This is a genomic window from Microbacterium sp. C5A9 (assembly GCF_022627955.1).
Lineage (GTDB): Bacteria > Actinomycetota > Actinomycetes > Actinomycetales > Microbacteriaceae > Microbacterium.
Genome location: NZ_JABXGD010000009.1, coordinates 71,759 through 89,046 on the forward strand (window position 1 = coordinate 71,759; position 17,288 = coordinate 89,046).

The following is a 17,288-nucleotide window of genomic DNA, read 5'->3' on the forward strand; positions in this document are numbered from 1 at the left end:
GCACGGCGGGTTCCTGAGCAGTCGAAGTACGATCGGGATCGTGACCTCGCCGTTCGCCGAATCCGCCCCGTCGCGCACCCGACTGTGGTGGGAGATCGCGATCGTGCTGGCCCTCGGTCTGGGTCAGTCCGCGATCTATGCGATCGTGCAGCTGGCCTACCGACTGACCGATGACACGCCCCTCGCCGATCAGACGGCGACGCTGAACCCGTCGCGCAGCGATCGCGAGATCTTCGACCTGATCTACCAGGTCCTCTCGATCGGCTTCTCGCTCGTGCCGGTGCTGCTCGTGTGCTTCCTGCTCTGGCAGTCGTCCCGTCCGCACCTGGGGAGGCTCGGTCTCGACGGCACCAAGACGGCATCCGACATCGGACGGGGCGTGCTCCTCGTCGCCGTGATCGGCATACCCGGGCTGGGGCTCTACCTCGCCGGGCGGGCACTCGGTCTGTTCGTCGCGGTCAATCCCGCGGGGCTCGACGCCCACTGGTGGACGGTGCCGATCCTGCTGCTCGCGGCGGCGCGAGCGGCGCTGCAGGAGGAGTTCGTCGTACTCGGCTACCTCTTCGCACGGCTCAGGCAGCTGGGATGGAGTCCCTGGACGATCATCATCACGACGTCGCTGCTGCGTGCGAGCTATCACCTGTATCAGGGGCCCGGCGCCTTCATCGGCAATCTCGCGATGGGTCTACTGTTCGGCTGGCTCTTCCAGCGCAGTGGTCGGCTGATGCCGTTCCTGGTCGCGCACTTCCTGATCGACGCGACCGTGTTCGTCGGCTACCCCTGGGCGGCGAGTGCGTTCCCCGCGCTGTTCGGCCTTCCGGACTGACACGGCGCGCAGCACACCCAGGCGTTCAGCCGTTGGCGATGAGTACGGATGCCACGGCCCAGAGCACGATGACCCCGAGCGCGATGAGCGCCTGCGAGTCCCAGGTGCGGCGGATCGGAGCATCCGCCGTGCGGGGCGCGGCCTCCCACCGATCGCGGATCTCGGTGAGATCGCGAAGACCGCTCGGCGCCTTGGCCTCCTCGTCGCCGCGGGCCGGACGACGCACCGGACGAGCTCGCGCGGGACCTCCGTAGCACGAGACATCGGAGCCGTCGTCGAGGGAGAAGAGCAGCTGCCAGCGGAGGTCGATGTCGCGCACTCGGCTCCAGCCGAACGACGTGCGGCGCAGCATGTTCTGGACGACCGCGCCCTCGCCGTCGACGCGCACGGCCGACACGAACGCGATCTCGTAGACCACCCAGAGCCCGAGAAGGACCCACGGGGCGAGCAGGAGCATCTGTCCCCAGCCGGCTCGCACGACGGCGTCACCGAGAAGGAAGATCGCGAGCAGCGAGCACAGGACCAGGGAGACAGGCCCGGAGGCCGCACGGAATGTCCGTGCGGCCTCCGGTCGAGGGTCGGCGCTCACTCTCAGTGACCGCCGAGGGTGATCGACGCACCCGGGATCGCCTTGAGCAGACGATCCGTGTACTCCTGCTGGGGGTTCGCGAAGATCTCGTCGACAGTGCCCTGCTCGACGATCTTGCCCTTCTCCATGACGCACACGAGGTCGCTCGACACGCGGACGACAGCGAGGTCGTGCGTGATGAACAGATACGTGAGTCCGAGCTCCGACTGCAGCTCGGCGAGCAGCTGCAGCACCTGATCCTGCACCAGCACGTCGAGTGCCGAGACGGCCTCGTCGAGCACGATGATGTCGGGCTTGAGCGCGAGCGCACGCGCGATGGCCACACGCTGACGCTGTCCGCCCGAGAGCTCGTTCGGGTACCGGGTCGCGAGCACGCGCGGCAGCGAGACCTGGTCGAGGAGCTCCTCGACGCGCTCGCGACGCGATGCACGGTCGCCGACGCCGTGGATCTGCATCGGCTCGGCGATCGTGTTGCCGATGTTGCGCAGCGGGTCGAGCGAGCCGTACGGGTCCTGGAAGACCGGCTGCATGCGCCGACGCAGACCGAACGCCTGCGCGTTCGACAGCCTCGACACGTCCTGGCCGTCGATCTCGATGGTGCCGCTGGTGGGCTCCTCGAGCTTGAGGACCATCTTCGCGACCGTGGACTTGCCCGAACCCGACTCGCCCACGAGGGCGAGGGTCTTGCCGCGGGGGATCTCGAAGGACACGTCGTCGACCGCACGGAACGCTTCGCTGCGGAAGTTCCCCTGACGGATCTTGTAGTCCTTGGTGAGCCCCGCGACGCGGACCGTCGGCGGAATGGCCGCGAGGTCCTCGAGCGTCTCGATGCCCCGGTCCTCGACCACGGCCTGGATGCGCTGCGACGCCACGCTGGGCGCAGCGGCGACGAGACGCTTCGTGTACGGGTGCTGCGGATCCTCGAGGATCTGCCGGCTCGGTCCCGCCTCGACGATGTTCCCGCCGTTCATCACGATGATCTTGTCCGCGCGCTCGGCCGCGAGGCCGAGGTCGTGCGTGATCAGGAGCACCGAGGTGCCCTTGTCTCGCGTGAGCGAGGCCATGTGATCGAGGATCACCCGCTGCACCGTGACGTCGAGAGCCGAGGTCGGCTCATCGGCGATGAGCAGCTTCGGGTCGGCCGCGAGGCCCATCCCGATCAGCGCACGCTGACGCATGCCGCCCGAGAACTGGTGCGGGAACTGGTGCAGACGCTTCTCGGCGTCGGCGAGCCCGGCCTGCTGCAGGACCTCGATCGTCCGCGCCTTGGCGGCGTCCCGGCCCTGGGCGATCCCGTTCGCGCGGATCGCCTCCTTCACCTGGAAGCCGATGCTCCACACGGGGTTCAGATTCGACATCGGGTCCTGCGGGACGAAGCCGATGTCCCGCCCGCGCACCGCCTCGATCTGACGACGGCTCAGCGTCGTGAGCTCGCGACCGTCGAGGGTGATCGACCCTGCCGTGACATGACCCGTGCCCGGAAGCAGGTTCACGATCGCCGTGGCCGTCGTGGACTTGCCGGAACCCGACTCCCCCACGATCGCGACGGTCTCGCCGGGCATGATGTCGAAGCTCACTCCGTGGAGAACCTCGCGCAGACCTTCCTGCGTGCGGAACGCGACGGTGAGGTCGCGAACGCTCAGCAGCGGGACCTGTTCGGTGATGCGCTCGCTCATCGGCGTGCCCTCGCCTTCGGGTCGAGGGCGTCTCGGATGAGCTCGCCCAGGGTGACGAACGCCAGCACCGCGAGGGTCAGGGCGATCGACGGATAGATGAGCGCCATCGGGGCGACGCGCAGCGAGGCCTGAGCCTTCGCGATGTCGTTACCCCACGACATGACGTCGCTGCCGAGACCGACTCCGAGGAACGACAGGGTCGCCTCGGCGACGATCGCTGCGGCGAGGCCGAGCGTCGACACCACGAGCAGCGGTGCGATCGCGTTCGGGACGACGTGGTTCAGGAGGATCTTGAACTTCGACTGACCGAGCGCCTGCGACGCCATCACGAAGTCGGCCTGCCGCACCCGGAGCACCTCGGCTCGCACGACGCGCGCCGTCGATGCCCAGGCGAACGCGCCGATGGCGAATGCGAGTGTCCACACCGAGCGGGCATCGCGGAACACGGTCATCACGACGACGGCCGCGAGGATGTACGGGATCGCGAAGAAGATGTCGCCGATGCGAGACAGCAGGCCGTCGAGCCAGCCGCCGTAGAAACCGGCGAGAGCACCCATGATCAGGCCGAGGACCGACGAGATCACGGTGGCGATCAGGCCGACCGCCAGCGAGGTCTGCGATCCCCACACGATACGCGCGTAGATGTCACAGCCCTGGAACGTGAACCCGAGCGGATGCCCCGCTGCCGGTCCGCCGTTGCTGTTGGCCAGCTGGCAGTCGGCGTTCGGCGGCGTCGCGGTGAACAGAGTCGGCCACAGCGCCATCACGAGGAAGAAGACCGCGAGGGCGATCGAGAACCAGAACAGAGGACGACGACGCAGGTCGAACCAGGCGTCCCTCCACAGGTTGCTGGGCTTGTCCGAGATGCGAACGGCATCGACGGCGATCGACTCGGTCTCGACCGGGGCGACGTAGTGCTTCTGGTTGGTGGGATCAGGCATAGCGAATCCTCGGGTCGAGCAGACCGTAGAGCAGGTCGATGAGAAGGTTCACCAACACGTACAGGATGACGAACACCGTCACGAACGAGACGACCGTGGGTCCCTCGCCGCGCTGGATCGCCTGGAACAGCGTGTTGCCGACACCGGGCACGTTGAAGATGCCCTCTGTGACGGTCGCTCCCACGAGAAGCACGCCGAAGTTCGTCGCGGAGTTGGTGATAACGGGGATCAGCGAGTTGCGCAGCACGTGCACGGGAAGCACGCGGTTGCGCGACAGTCCCTTGCTGTACGCGGTGCGCACCCAGTCCTGGTTGAGCGTGTCGATGACGGAGCTGCGCATCAGGCGCATGCTGACCGCATATAGGCTGAACCCCAGGACGATCGCCGGTAGCCACAGACCGCCCCAGTCGTTGTCCGCTCCGACCGTCGGCTTGAACCAGCCGAGCTGGATCGCCAGGAAGTACTGGGCGAGGAACGCGACGACGAAGATCGGGATCGCGATCGCGACGAGGGCGATGACGAGCGACACGTTGTCGAACAGCTTGCCCTTGCGCAGCGCCGAGATCGTTCCGATGATGATCGCCAGCACGAACTCGATCGCGATCGCCATGACGGCGAGGCGTCCGGTGACGGGGAGCGTCGCGGCGAGGACCGCCGAGACCGGGCGACCCGAGTAGGTCGTGCCGAGGTCTCCCTGGAACACACCGGTGATGTAGTACCAGTACTGCACGATGAACGGGTCGTTCAGGTGGTACTGCTCGCGCAGCTGCTCGAGGACCGCGGGGTTGGGGGTCTTGTCGCCGAACAGGGCGAGGATCGGATCGCCGGGCATGGCGAACACGAGGAAGTAAATGAGCAGGGTGGCTCCGAAGAAGACCGGGATCACCTGCAGAAGACGTCTCAGAATGTAACCGAGCATCCGCTTGTCCCTTCTTTGAGGGGAAAGAAAGTGAGGCGAACACAGCCTATGAGGCGGTGACGAAGAATCGTCACCGCCTCACAGGTGAAGTGCCGTCAGACTTTACTCGCCGGCCTTCGTGATCTCGTAGTACAGCGGAACCGAGTTCCAGCCGAACGTCACGTTGTCGACGTTCTCGCTGAAGCCACCGGTCACGTTCGAGTACCACAGCGGGATCGCGGGAAGGTCCTGGAACAGGACCTCCTGCGCCTTGGTGAAGTCCTCGATCTGCGCGTCGGCGTCGGGGTTGCTGATACCGGCCTTGATGAGGTCGTCGAACTCGGGGTTCGAGTAGTCACCGTCGTTGGAGCCTGCACCGGTCGCGTAGAGCGGTCCGAGGAAGTTGTACAGACCCGGGTAGTCGGCCTGCCATCCCGAACGTGCGGCGGTGGTGATCGTGCGGTCGTTCACCTTGGTGCGCAGGTCCTGGAAGGTCGGGTACGGGTCGCCCGAAGCCTCGATGCCGAGCGTGTTCTTGATGCTGTTGCTCACCGCGTCGACCCAGGCGTCGTGCCCGCCGTCGGCGTTGTACGCGATCTTGAACTCGCCGTCCCACGGGGCGATGGCGTCGGCCTCGGCCCACAGCTCCTTCGCCTTCTCGGGGTCGAAGTCGAGGACCTCGCTGCCGGGAACCGAGTCGGACCAGCCGTCGATGACCGGCGACGTGAAGTCGGAGGCCGGGGTGCGCGAGCCCGAGAAGATGGTCTCGGTGATCTCTTCGCGGTTGATCGCCATCGAGAGCGCCTGACGACGCAGCTGGCCCTCTTCGCCGCTGAAGTGCGGGAGGAACTGGCCGATGGTGAACGACTGGAAGACAGCCGAAGGCTGGTTCACGGCGCGGTCGCCGAGCTCGTCGGTGAAGACGGCGAGCGAGTTGGTCGGGATCGCGTCGATGACGTCGACCTCGTTCGAGAGCAGGTCGGCGTACGCCGCTTCCTGCGTCGCGTAGAACTTGATCGTCAGGCCGCCGTTGGCTGCCTTGCGGCCGCCGTCGTAGTCGTCGTTGCGGACGAGGTCGATCTGCACGTCGTGCTGCCACGCGTCGTCGCCGTCGATCATGTACGGGCCGTTGCCGATCGGGTTCTGACCGAATGCGTCCATGTCCTCGAAAGCGACATCGGGCAGCGGGTAGAACGCCGAGTAGCCGAGACGCAGAGCGAAGTCGGACGCGGGCTTGTTCAGCGCGATCGTGAAGGTGTAGTCATCGACCTGCTGCAGACCGGTGAGCTCCGAGTCCTCCTCGTAGCTGAAGCCCTCGATGTCTTCGAAGAAGTAGCTGGAGAGGTGGCCGTTCGAGAGCTTCGCGCCCTCGTTCCACGCCTTGATGAAGTTGTCGGCGGTGACTTCTTCACCGTCGGTGAAGGTCAGGCCTTCCTTGATCTTGACGGTGAGGTTCTGAGGGTCTTCGGTCGTGATCTCCTCAGCCACGTCGTTGACGGGCTTGCCGTCGGCGTCGTAGTAGATCAGACCGGCGAAGATCTCGTCGAGGATCTTTCCGCCACCCACCTCGTTGGTGTTGGTGGGGATGAGCGGGTTCTCCGGCTCCGATCCGTTCGTCGTGATGATGGCATCCGCGTTGACATCGCCGCCGGCGCTGCCGCTGTCGTCGTTGCCGTTGCCACCGCTCGCGCAGCCCGCGAGCGCCAGGGCGCCGATCGCGAACAGCGCGGTGCCCGCAAGGGCGATCTTGTTGCGCTTCACTAGTGTCCTCCTGTGGACGGGTATTCATCAGACTGCGCGCTCATCATCGAACGCGTAGGGATAGTTGAGCGTAACCCGGGTCTCAGCGGTCGACGCACTCGGCTAATGAACTGTTACTCAGTGGTGACCATCTGTAATCTCGCGGAAACATGCGGAAATGCACGGAAACGAGCGACGGCGCCGCATCCGGGTGGGACACGACGCCGCCTCTCGGCGCTGGCCGACTCAGGCGAAGGCCTCGATCGGCGGGCAGGCGCACACCAGATTCCGGTCGCCGTAGGCCTGGTCGATGCGACGCACCGGCGGCCAGTACTTGCCCGCGACGAGGGCGTGCACCGGGTAGGCGGCGTCCTCGCGCGTGTAGGCGTGGTTCCACTCCCCCGCGATCAGCGAGACCGCGGTGTGCGGCGCATGGACGAGAGGGTTGTCGTCGGCAGGCCACCGGCCGGCGGCGACGGCATCAGCCTCGGCCTTGATCATGATCATCGCCTCGATGAACCGCTCGATCTCTCCGAGATCCTCCGACTCCGTGGGCTCGACCATCAGCGTCCCCGCCACGGGGAACGACATGGTGGGCGCGTGGAAGCCGTAGTCGATGAGGCGCTTCGCGACGTCGTCGACCGTGATGCCGGTCGCCTCCTTGAGAGGACGCAGGTCGAGGATGCACTCGTGCGCGACCCGTCCGTTCTCACCCGCGTACAGCACCGGATAGTGCTCGCCGAGGCGAGCGGCGATGTAGTTCGCCGACAGCACCGCGGCAGCGGTCGCGTGCCGGAGCCCGTCGGCACCCATCATGCGCACATACGCCCAGGAGATCGGGAGGATGCCCGCCGACCCGTAGGGAGCCGCCGAGACCGGACCGCCCTCGAAGACGAATCCCCCGGCGTGCTCGGCCCGCTGCGCGAGCGGATGCGAGGGCAGGAAGGGTGCGAGGTGCGCCTTCGCGGCGACGGGTCCCACTCCGGGTCCCCCACCGCCGTGCGGGATCGCGAACGTCTTGTGGAGGTTCAGGTGCGAGACGTCGCCGCCCAGATCTCCGAACCGGGCGTAGCCCAGGAGCGCGTTGAGGTTCGCGCCGTCGACGTACACCTGACCGCCCGCGCCGTGCACGGCGGACGTGATCTCGACCACGTCCTGCTCGTAGACGCCGTGCGTCGACGGGTACGTGATCATCAGCGCCGACAGCTCGGAGGCATGGGCGTCGATCTTGGCGCGGAGGTCGGCCAGGTCGACGTTCCCGAGCTCGTCGCACGCGACGACCACGACCTTCATGCCCGCGAGGACGGCGGATGCCGCGTTCGTGCCGTGCGCCGACGACGGGATCAGGCACACCGTGCGCTGATCGTCGCCGTTCGCCAGGTGGTAGCCGCGGATCGCGAGGAGACCGGCGAGCTCGCCCTGCGAGCCCGCGTTGGGCTGCAGCGACACCGCGTCGTACCCGGTCACCTCGGCCAGCCAGGCCTCGAGCTGGTCGACGAGGTCGAGATACCCGGCCACGTCGGATGCCGGGGCGAACGGGTGGATGCCCGCGAACTCCGGCCACGTGATCGACGCCATCTCGGTGGCGGCGTTAAGCTTCATGGTGCAGGAGCCGAGCGGGATCATGCCGCGGTCGAGCGCGTAGTCGCGATCCGCGAGGCTCTTCAGGTACCGCATCATGGCGGTCTCGCTGCGGTGCGCGTGGAACACCGGGTGGGTGAGGTACTCGTCCTGCCGGTGGAGAGCCTCGGGCAGGGCGCCGGCCGCGCCGATGCCGAAGAATCCGAATGCGCGCTCGCGCTTGCCGCCGAACACCTGGGCGACGCGGTGGAGGTCGGCGACCGTGGTCGTCTCGTCGACGGCGATGTTCACGGTGTCGGCATCGTTCGCGCGCAGCAGGATGCCGTCGGCATGAGCCGCCTCGACGATCTCGGCGGCGCGCCCGGGCACGCGAGCGCGGATCGTGTCGAAGAACGCGTCGTGCACGACCTCGACACCCGCGTCCGTGAGCCAGTCACGCAGCAGCGCGGCCTTCGCCGCTGCCTCCGCGGCGATCGCACGGAGCCCTTCGGGGCCGTGGTACACGGCGTACATCGATGCCATGACGGCGAGGAGCACCTGGGCGGTGCAGATGTTGCTCGTCGCCTTCTCGCGGCGGATGTGCTGCTCGCGCGTCTGCAGCGACAGTCGGTACGCGGGCCTGCCGTCGGCGTCGACCGAGACGCCGACGAGACGACCGGGAAGCTGACGCTCGAGACCTGCACGAACCGCCATGTAGCCCGCGTGCGGGCCGCCGAATCCCATCGGCACGCCGAAGCGTTGAGTCGTACCGACCGCCACGTCGGCACCGAGCGACCCGGGCGACGCGATGAGCGTCAGCGCGAGCAGATCGGCGGCGACCACCGCGAGACCGCCTGCGACGTGTGCCGCGTCGATCACGGCGCTCGGATCCCAGACGCGTCCCGACGCCGCGGGATACTGCACGAACACGCCGAACAGCTCGGCGGGCAGCTCCTCGCCTGCGGCGAAGTCGACGGTCACGAGCTCGATGCCGACCGCCTCGGCGCGCGCCGCGAGGAGCGCCGCCGTCTGCGGGAAGGCGTCCGCGTCGACCGCGAACACGTTCGAGCCGGTCTTCGACGCACGACGGGCGAGCAGCATCCCCTCGACGACCGCCGTGGATTCGTCGAGCATCGACGCGTTGGCGGTGGAGAGCCCCGTGAGCTCAGCCACCATCGTCTGGAAGTTGATGAGCGCCTCGAGACGCCCCTGCGAGATCTCCGGCTGGTACGGCGTGTACGCCGTGTACCACGACGGGTTCTCGAGCACGTTGCGCTGGATCACCTGGGGGGTGATGGTTCCGTAGTACCCGAGACCGATCATCGGCCGGTTCACCGTGTTGCGCGCGGCCAGCGCACGCAGCTCGGCGAGGGCCTCGGTCTCGCTGGCGGCGCGCGGGATCACGGAGTCATCGTTCGCGGCGGTGTAGATCGAGGCGGGCACCGCCTGGCGCATCAGCGCCTCGACAGGGCTCCAGTCCTCGAGATCCGACGCGACGCCCAGCGCGTCGAGCATCTGACGCTGGGCGGCTGCGGTGGTTCCGATGTGACGATCGGCGAAAGAGGTCACGGGTGGATCAGCCCTCCGTCAGAGCGACGTACGCGTCGCGGTCCATCAGTCCCTCGAGGGCACCGTCGGCGACGGAGACCTTGATGAGCCAGCCGCCCGCGAACGGCTCGGCGTTGACGAGCGAGGGGTCGTCGACGACGGCGTCGTTGATCTCGACGACCGTGCCGGTGACCGGCGCGTAGAGCTCGCCGACGGACTTGGTCGACTCGATCTCGCCCACGACGGAACCCGCGGTGATCTCGGTGCCGACGGCGGGGAGTTCGACGAAGACCACGTCGCCGAGCTTCTCGGCCGCATAGTCGGTGATGCCGATGGTCGCGGTGCCGCCGTCAGCGGCGATCCATTCGTGCTCGTCGGTGTAGTGGAGCGCGTTGAGGTCGGTCATTTGGTCCTCCGATAGAAAGGCAGGGCGGTCACGGTCGCGGGGATGCTGGTCCCCCGCACATCAAGGAATACTGCGGTTCCCTCCGCAGCGGAAGACGGCGTCACGTACGCCATCGCGATCGGGTGTCCGAGCGTCGGGCTGAGCGCGCCGCTGGTGATCTCGCCGAGCACCGCGCCGTCCGCATCGACGACCGAGTACCCGGCGCGACCCGCGCGCTTCCCCTCGGCGACGAGGCCGACGAGCACGGGGGCGTCAGGGGCGGCGTCCAGGCCGTCCTTCCCGACGAAGGACTCCTTCGCGGCGACCACGACGCGGCCGAGTCCCGCCTGCACCGGCTTGGTGTCGAGGGTCAGCTCATGTCCGTACAGCGGCATCCCCGCCTCCAGACGGAGGGTGTCGCGGGCCGCGAGCCCCGCCGGGACGAGGCCGTGCGGCGCGCCGGCCGTGAGCACCGCATCCCACAGGTCGGCCGCGTCGTCGGCCGCGACGAGAAGCTCGAAGCCGTCTTCGCCGGTGTACCCGGTGCGGGCGAGCAGCAGCGGACGATCGCGGAAGCTCGCCGAGGCCCAGGCGTAGTACTTCTGCACGTCCCACGGGATGCTGACGTCGGCGATGCCCGCGGTCGCGGCGACGATCGCCTCGGCCTGCGGCCCCTGGACGGCGATCAGGGCGTACTCGTCGGAGACGTCGGCGACGACGACGTCGAACGAGCCGGTGCGGGCGCCGAAGGCCTCGCGCACGGCATCCCGGTTTCCGGCGTTCGAGATGACGAGGAAGTCATCGTCCTCGAGGCGGTAGACGATGACGTCGTCGATGATGCCGCCGGTCTCGGCGAGCAGGAGCGAGTACTTGGCCTTGCCGACCGCGAGAGCGGACAGGCGTCCGGCGAGCGCATGGTCGAGGAACGCCGAGGCGTCCGCGCCGCGCACGGTGAACTCGGCCATGTGCGAGATGTCGAAGATCCCGGCGGCATCGCGCACGGCATGGTGCTCGGCGAGGTCCGACGTGTAGCGCACCGGCATCTGCCAGCCGCCGAAGTCGGTGAACGATGCGCCGAGCGCCTCATGGCGAGTGCGGAGCGGGGTATAGCGAGGGTCGGACATGGAGTTCTCCCGGGCTGGGTCGGGCGGAACAGCGACGACGCCGTTCCTCGGAACTCCCCCTCTGTCATGGGCCTGAGAGCTTCGCCCAGAGACTGGGCTTTCACCGTCGGCGGATCACGTGCGCTACAGCATCGCTCGTTCTCGCTTTTCAGAGTGGCCGGAACCGCGCGGTACGCGTACCTGAGAGATTGGCGGGGAGGCTTGCTCCTTCGGTGCCCGGCTGCATTCGCCGGGGCTCTCCCGCGTGGGTCATTCGGCCTGTCTTCAGTTGTGGCATCAGTCTAGCCGGTCGCCTGTGTCCGTCGAGGCACGCGTTCCGGTCGCGCTCCCGTCGCTCGGTGCGACCGAGCGCGGCGGGAAGCGCGACCGGAGCGGATGCTCAGAAACCGGCGAGCTCGGCGCGCACCTCATCACGCAGGCGACCCAGGTTCTCGGGTTCGGGTGCCGCCCCCAGAAGAGTCTTCGTGTACTCGTGCTGCGGGTTGAGGATCACCTCGTCGGCGGGGCCGCGCTCGACCACGTCGCCCTTGTAGAGCACCATGATCTCGTCGCTGAAATGCCGAGCCGTCGCGAGGTCGTGCGTGATGTAGAGGACGCCGAGATCGTCCTCGCGCTGCAGATCCGCCAGCAGGTTCAGCACCCCGAGTCGGATCGACACGTCGAGCATCGACACCGGCTCGTCGGCGACGATGAATCGCGCGCCGGGCGCGAGCGCCCGGGCGATCGCCACACGCTGGCGCTGACCGCCGGAGAGCTCGTGCGGGCGTCGGTCGGCGAAGCTCTCCCCCGGCGACAGCCGCACGCGTTCGAGGAGCTCGATCGCACGCTCGCGCACCTGCGCACCCGACAGCGAGGGATGGTGCAGGCGGATCGGCCGCTCGAGGTGGTGGAGGATCGAATGGAAGGGGTTGAGCGACGCGAACGGGTCCTGGAACACCATCTGCACCTGCGAGCGGTAGCGCTCGACGGCGCGTCCGCGCGTGCCCGTCTCGTGGCCGTCGAGCAGGATCTGGCCGCTCGTCGGAGTCTCGAGCTTCATGAGCATCCGGGCGATGGTCGACTTGCCCGATCCGGACTCGCCGACCAGAGCGATCGTCCTGCCGGACTCGAGGGTGAACGACACGTCCTTCACGGCATGCAGGGTCGACGTCTTCAGACCGGAGCGCAGAGTGAAGTCCTTGACGAGGTGGCGTGCCTCCAGCGTCGCGATGCTCATCGGACCTCCTCCTGACTGGGCTGGTTTCCGGTGCGGACGAAGTCGCCACGCTCGCCGGTGAGACTCGGGAAGCTCGAGAGCAGTCTCTTCGTGTACTCGTGCTGCGGCGTGCGGTAGATCTCCTCGGCCGTGCCCTCCTCGACGATCTGCCCCTGGAGCATGACCGCGATCCGGTCGCTGATCTCGATCAGCATCGGCAGGTCGTGCGTGATGAAGATCACGGCGAAGCCGAGCCTCTCGCGCAGCCGCATGATCTCGCGGATGATGCCCCGCTGCACCACGACGTCGAGCGCGGTGGTGGGCTCGTCCATGATCATCACCTGCGGATCCAGCGCGAGCGCCATGGCGATCATCATGCGCTGACGCATGCCTCCCGAGAGCTCATGCGGGAAGCTCGTCAGTCTCGCCGGATCGACCCCGACCAGGGTCAGCAGCTCCTCGGCGCGCGCCTGCTTGTCCTTCTTCGACATGCCGGGACGATGCGTGTCGAAGATGTCGAAGATCTGCGCCCGGACGCTGATCACGGGGTTGAGCGAGTTCATCGCTCCCTGGAAGACCATCGAGATCTTGTCCCAGCGGAAGGCGCGGAGGCCGTCTCCGTCGAGCGCGACGACGTCGATGTCACTGCCGTCGCGGTCGTGGAACACGATCTCGCCGCTCGTCATGAGCGCCGGGGCCTTGAGCAGACGGTTCATCCCGTAGGCGAGCGTGGTCTTGCCGCACCCCGATTCACCCGCGAGTCCGAGGATCTCACCCCGGTTCAGAGTGAGAGTGACGTCGCGAACCGCCTTCACGGGCGGGTCCACCTCGTACTCGATCGACACGTTCCGCGCGGAGAGCACGGCATCCGGAGCGCTCACGCGGCGACCCCCTTCGTCTTGGCGGCCTTGCGCACGCGACGCGCGGCGTCTGGTGCATTGCGCAGCTTGGGGTTGATGACTTCGTCGATCGCGAAGTTGATGAGGGCGAGGCCCGCACCGAGGAGGGCGATCATGATGCCGGGCGGCACGAACCACCACCAGGCACCGCGACCGAGCGCCTGGCCGGACTGCGCGTCGTTGAGGATCGTGCCCCACGTGATCGACGAGTTCGGTCCGAGGCCCAGGTACGACAGCCCCGCTTCGCCGAGGATCGCGAAGATGATCGCGAAGAGGAACTGCGCCGTGAGCAGCGGCAGCAGGTTCGGCATGATCTCGACGAGGATGACGCGGAACGACCGCTCCCCCGCGACCTTCGACGCGTAGACGTAGTCGCGCGTCCGCAGCGAGCGCGTCTGCAGTCGCAGCACGTACGCCGCACCGGCCCACGAGGTGATGCCGAGGACGAACGCGACCAGCTGCCAGCTGCGCTGCGGCACGAACGAGGCGATGACCATCACGAGGGGCAGGCCGGGGATCACGATCATCACGTTGGTGAGCAGGGCGAGAGCATCCTCCCGCCATCCGCCGAGGTATCCGGCGAGGACGCCGAACACCAGCGACAGGACGATCGCGATGCCGCCGGCGACCACGCCCACGAGAAGGGACCCCTGTGCGCCGATCGCGAGCTGCGCGAACATGTCGTTGCCGAGCTTGGTGGTTCCGAGCAGATGCTCCGGCGACGGCGGCAGCAGAGCCGGGTTGTCGGTGCTGCGCGGGTTCTGCGAGAAGATCGGCGCGATGATCGCGAACAGCACGATCGACAGCACGAGGATCGCGCCGACGACGAACTTCGGCGACGTGATGGGGAGCACGCGCCGTCGCTTGCGTCCGCGCTGAGTCGCCAGCGAGATGGTGCTCGCGGGCTGGGTCGTGGGCTGATCCCTGGTGATCAGCGCTGTGTTCTCGGTGTCAGACATTCTGGCGAGCCCTCGGGTCGATGAAGCCATAGACGAGGTCCATGATGAAGTTGGCGGCGAGCACCGTGATCGTGATGACGAGGAAGAGTCCCTGCATCAGCGCGTAGTCGTTGTTCGTGACCGCCTGGAACATCAGCTTGCCGATGCCCGGATAGGTGAACACCTGCTCCATCACGATGGACCCGGCGACGACGAATCCGAGCGTGATCGAGAACCCTGCGATCGACGGGATCGCGGCGTTGCGCGCGGCGTAGGTCGTCATGATGCGTCGGGGGCGGAGCCCCTTGGCCTCGGCGGTCAGGACGTAGTCCTCGGCCATGGTCTGCACCATCATGTTGCGCATCCCGAACATCCAGCCGCCCACCGAGGAGATCACGATGGTGAGTGCGGGGAGGATGGCGTGCGAGAGCGCGTTCGTGAAGAACGCCCACGTCGGCTCGGGGCCGTCGGGGAACTCGAAGACGTCGTAGCCGCCGAAGATCGGGAACCAGCCGAGGCCGACGGCGAAGATCGAGACGAGCAGCAGCGCCATCCAGAAATAGGGGATCGACTGCAGCACGGTCGTCGCGGGGATGAGGTGGTCGACCCAGGTCCCCCGCTTCCACCCCGCCCAGGCGCCGAGTACGACGCCCAGGATGAAGGAGATGACGGTCACCGTGCCGACGAGGACGAGGGTCCACGGCAGCGCCTGGCTGATCAGCTCGCTCACGGGGGTGGGGAACTTCGTCACCGAGATGCCCAGGTCGCCCTGGAGCATCCGCCCCCAGTACGCGATGTACTGCTCCCAGAGAGAGGAGTCATCACCGCCGAGGAGCAGCTTGATGTTGCGGATCGTGGTCTCGGAGACCTCGCCACCCGCCCGCTGCATCTTGGCGATCATGATGTCCGCCGGGTTCCCCGGCATGAGCCGGGGAAGCAGGAAGTTGAGTGAGATCGCGGCCCACAGCGTGAACGCGTAGAACCCGATTCTTCGTGCATAGAACTTCATGTCACAGACCGTGCTTCCTGCTCCCCCGACTCCATTCGCTACTTGACCGGCTGCAGCTGCGTCAGGATGTATCCCGCCGCGATCGCGCCCCAGGACGGCGGGAAGGCGTAGAGATCGTCCTCCGTCGGCCAGCCCGTGAAGTCCTTCGTGTTGTAGAAGGTCTGCGTCGCGTTGACGACGAGCGGGATGTACGGCAGGTCGCGCACGATCTCGGTCTGAATGGTGCCGTACAGGGCCTGCTTCTCGGCCTCGTCGTCCGTGCTGACCGCCGCCTGGATCGCCTGATCGACGACCGGGTTGCTGTAGCGGCTGAAGTTCCAGCGTCCTGCGGGCACCTCGGTGCCGACGGGAGCGGTCGATTCGACCGTCGTTCCGCCGAACCAGTCACGGTAGATCTGGAACGGGTCCGCCACGGAGGTGCCGATGACACCGCCGACGATGAGCTGGTAGTCGCCGCCCTGGCGGGCGTCGGAGAACTCCTGCCACTGCACGGTCGAGGCGGTGACCTTGATGCCGGCCGCCTCCGCCTGCTCGGCGATCAGCTTCGCGGCGTCGTTGTAGTCCGTCCATCCGTCGACCGAGATCAGGCTGAGCTCGACGGGCACTCCGTCCTTCTCGTAGATGCCGCTGGACCCCTTGGTGTAGCCGGCCGCCTCGAGGATCGAGCCTGCCTCGGCAGCATCCGCCTCCTGCGGGCTGACCTCGTTGGCCGGGTCGGCGAGCCACTTCTCATCGCGAGGGAGCAGCGTGAAGGCCGGCGAGATGTCGCCGGTGAGTCCGACGAACGCCTTGTCCTTGATGGCGGCGCGGTCGATCGCGACGTTCAGCGCCTGCCGCACGGCGACGTCGGTCTGCGGTCCGGCACAGCCCAGCTCGGCGTTCGAGCAGGTGTAGAGCACGGTCGGGTCCTGCGGGGTGTTGATCCACTCGATCGCTCCGTTGCCCGTGACATCGTCGGGGTTCGGGATGAACATCCCGGTCCAGTCGAGCTGTCCGGCCGCGAGCAGGTCCTGTGCGGTCTGGTTGTTGTCCACCGCGATGTACTGGACCTTCTTGACGCCGAGCTCGTCGGCGCCGCGGAAGTTCTCGTTCGCGACGAGGGTGTAGGACTCGCTCGTCGTCTTGTCGACGACGTACGGGCCGGACCCCACGGGCTCCTCGTTCGCGAAGTTCGCGAAGTCGGTGACATCGGCCCAGATGTGCTCGGGGAGGATGTAGGTCGAGCCGAGGCGCTGGAACTCGGTCGTGTACTGGGCGGTCGCGTAGGTGAGCACGACCGTGGTGTCGTCGGTCGCCTCCGCCGAGACGAGACCGTTGCCCTCGGGGTTGTTCGCCTCATAGCCGAAGGAGAAGGCGACATCGGCGGCCGTGAGCGGCTCGCCGTCGCTCCAGGTGAGGTCCGGCTTGATGGTGATCGTGATCACCGTGCCGTCCTCGTTGTACTCGTACGAGTCGCCGATGAGTCCGACGGGATCGGAGTCCGCGGTCTTGTTGAAGAAGAACAGCGGTTCGTAGATGGGGCCGAGGGCTCCGTGGAGCACCGTCGGCGCGAACGGGTTGTAGTTCGCGGTGATCGGGGTCTGGCTGCCCGCCCAGACGCGAAGCGCGCGGTCGCCGTCGCCACCGCTCCCCTCGCTGCTGCCGCCTGCGCCACAGGCGGTCAAACCCAGGGCGAGGACGGATGCCCCCGCCACAGCGGTGAGCGCGATCTTGCGCCTTCCGTTACGGATCATTCTGTATTTCCTCTCGGTGCTGCACTGCAGGAGGGATCTCCGGATGGAGCCGGGCCCCGGATGGGACCCGTGACAGACCCCCGGGAAAGGGATTTGTTAGGACAGTAACCTAACAAATCCCTTTCCGGGCGACAAGCGTTCGGAACGCTCATCTATAACGTTTCGGCCTCGGCAACCGGGGCGTCACACAGGTGCAGTAAGGGTCGCGATGACACTAAGATCGATCT

The 17,288-nt window shown here is 67.2% G+C and carries 14 protein-coding genes and 1 riboswitch; of the genes, 1 reads left to right on the forward strand and 13 read right to left on the reverse strand.

Annotated features, from left to right (window positions below; genetic code table 11):
• Window positions 1–40 precede the first annotated feature (40 nt).
• Window positions 41–826 carry a CPBP family intramembrane glutamic endopeptidase gene (locus HWD99_RS16540; RefSeq protein WP_241797282.1) on the forward strand — a complete coding sequence of 262 codons (786 nt, stop codon included), beginning with the start codon at window positions 41–43 and terminating at the stop codon, window positions 824–826.
• Between the two features lie 25 nt (window positions 827–851).
• Here HWD99_RS16540 and HWD99_RS16545 read toward each other — a convergent pair whose 3' ends face one another.
• The 13 genes from HWD99_RS16545 to HWD99_RS16605 form a co-directional block, all read right to left on the reverse strand.
• Window positions 852–1,415 carry a PH domain-containing protein gene (locus HWD99_RS16545; RefSeq protein ID WP_241797283.1) on the reverse strand — a complete coding sequence of 188 codons (564 nt, stop codon included), beginning with the start codon at window positions 1,413–1,415 and terminating at the stop codon, window positions 852–854.
• A gap of 2 nt (window positions 1,416–1,417) precedes the next feature.
• The gene (locus tag HWD99_RS16550; protein ID WP_241797284.1) at window positions 1,418–3,091 is read right to left on the reverse strand and encodes an ABC transporter ATP-binding protein; all 1,674 of its coding nucleotides are present in this window, start codon (window positions 3,089–3,091) and stop codon (window positions 1,418–1,420) included.
• On the reverse strand, window positions 3,088–4,032 hold the full coding sequence (locus tag HWD99_RS16555; protein ID WP_241797285.1) for an ABC transporter permease: 945 nt from the start codon (window positions 4,030–4,032) through the stop codon (window positions 3,088–3,090). The genes HWD99_RS16550 and HWD99_RS16555 overlap by 4 nt, the downstream gene beginning before the upstream one ends.
• The gene (locus HWD99_RS16560) at window positions 4,025–4,951 is read right to left on the reverse strand and encodes an ABC transporter permease (protein WP_241797286.1); all 927 of its coding nucleotides are present in this window, start codon (window positions 4,949–4,951) and stop codon (window positions 4,025–4,027) included. Before HWD99_RS16560 ends, HWD99_RS16555 begins: the two co-directional genes overlap by 8 nt.
• A 102-nt stretch (window positions 4,952–5,053) precedes the next feature.
• Entirely contained in the window at window positions 5,054–6,691 is a 1,638-nt protein-coding gene (locus HWD99_RS16565) for an ABC transporter substrate-binding protein (protein ID WP_241797287.1), read from the reverse strand.
• 225 nt (window positions 6,692–6,916) lie between these two features.
• Window positions 6,917–9,745, reverse strand: coding sequence for an aminomethyl-transferring glycine dehydrogenase (gene gcvP, locus HWD99_RS16570; protein ID WP_241797407.1), 2,829 nt, complete (start codon window positions 9,743–9,745; stop codon window positions 6,917–6,919).
• Window positions 9,746–9,806: 61 nt separating this feature from the next.
• On the reverse strand, window positions 9,807–10,184 hold the full coding sequence (gene gcvH, locus HWD99_RS16575; RefSeq protein WP_241797288.1) for a glycine cleavage system protein GcvH: 378 nt from the start codon (window positions 10,182–10,184) through the stop codon (window positions 9,807–9,809).
• Window positions 10,181–11,287 carry a glycine cleavage system aminomethyltransferase GcvT gene (gene gcvT, locus HWD99_RS16580; RefSeq protein ID WP_241797289.1) on the reverse strand — a complete coding sequence of 369 codons (1,107 nt, stop codon included), beginning with the start codon at window positions 11,285–11,287 and terminating at the stop codon, window positions 10,181–10,183. Before gcvT ends, gcvH begins: the two co-directional genes overlap by 4 nt.
• A gap of 158 nt (window positions 11,288–11,445) precedes the next feature.
• Window positions 11,446–11,540, reverse strand: a riboswitch (glycine riboswitch).
• A gap of 126 nt (window positions 11,541–11,666) precedes the next feature.
• On the reverse strand, window positions 11,667–12,497 hold the full coding sequence (locus tag HWD99_RS16585) for an ABC transporter ATP-binding protein (RefSeq protein WP_374205485.1): 831 nt from the start codon (window positions 12,495–12,497) through the stop codon (window positions 11,667–11,669).
• A gap of 2 nt (window positions 12,498–12,499) precedes the next feature.
• Complete coding sequence (locus tag HWD99_RS16590; protein ID WP_241797291.1) at window positions 12,500–13,363, reverse strand: ABC transporter ATP-binding protein; 864 nt, start codon at window positions 13,361–13,363, stop codon at window positions 12,500–12,502.
• On the reverse strand, window positions 13,360–14,340 hold the full coding sequence (locus HWD99_RS16595; RefSeq protein ID WP_241797292.1) for an ABC transporter permease: 981 nt from the start codon (window positions 14,338–14,340) through the stop codon (window positions 13,360–13,362). The genes HWD99_RS16590 and HWD99_RS16595 overlap by 4 nt, the downstream gene beginning before the upstream one ends.
• Complete coding sequence (locus HWD99_RS16600) at window positions 14,333–15,328, reverse strand: ABC transporter permease (RefSeq protein ID WP_241797293.1); 996 nt, start codon at window positions 15,326–15,328, stop codon at window positions 14,333–14,335. Before HWD99_RS16600 ends, HWD99_RS16595 begins: the two co-directional genes overlap by 8 nt.
• 38 nt (window positions 15,329–15,366) lie before the next feature.
• The gene (locus HWD99_RS16605; RefSeq protein ID WP_241797294.1) at window positions 15,367–17,061 is read right to left on the reverse strand and encodes an ABC transporter substrate-binding protein; all 1,695 of its coding nucleotides are present in this window, start codon (window positions 17,059–17,061) and stop codon (window positions 15,367–15,369) included.
• Window positions 17,062–17,288 lie beyond the last annotated feature (227 nt).

What these genes read in the sequence shown, in the direction of transcription:
- HWD99_RS16550 (WP_241797284.1), bottom strand. Translation starts at nt 3,091, where the DNA reads ATGAGCGAGCGCATCACCGAACAGGTCCCGCTGCTGAGCGTTCGCGAC.
- HWD99_RS16555 (WP_241797285.1), bottom strand. Translation starts at nt 4,032, where the DNA reads ATGCCTGATCCCACCAACCAGAAGCACTACGTCGCCCCGGTCGAGACC.
- HWD99_RS16560 (WP_241797286.1), bottom strand. Translation starts at nt 4,951, where the DNA reads ATGCTCGGTTACATTCTGAGACGTCTTCTGCAGGTGATCCCGGTCTTC.
- gcvP (WP_241797407.1), bottom strand. Translation starts at nt 9,745, where the DNA reads ATGCTCGACGCGCTGGGCGTCGCGTCGGATCTCGAGGACTGGAGCCCT.
- gcvH (WP_241797288.1), bottom strand. Translation starts at nt 10,184, where the DNA reads ATGACCGACCTCAACGCGCTCCACTACACCGACGAGCACGAATGGATC.
- gcvT (WP_241797289.1), bottom strand. Translation starts at nt 11,287, where the DNA reads ATGTCCGACCCTCGCTATACCCCGCTCCGCACTCGCCATGAGGCGCTC.
- HWD99_RS16595 (WP_241797292.1), bottom strand. Translation starts at nt 14,340, where the DNA reads ATGTCTGACACCGAGAACACAGCGCTGATCACCAGGGATCAGCCCACG.
- HWD99_RS16600 (WP_241797293.1), bottom strand. Translation starts at nt 15,328, where the DNA reads ATGAAGTTCTATGCACGAAGAATCGGGTTCTACGCGTTCACGCTGTGG.
- HWD99_RS16605 (WP_241797294.1), bottom strand. Translation starts at nt 17,061, where the DNA reads ATGATCCGTAACGGAAGGCGCAAGATCGCGCTCACCGCTGTGGCGGGG.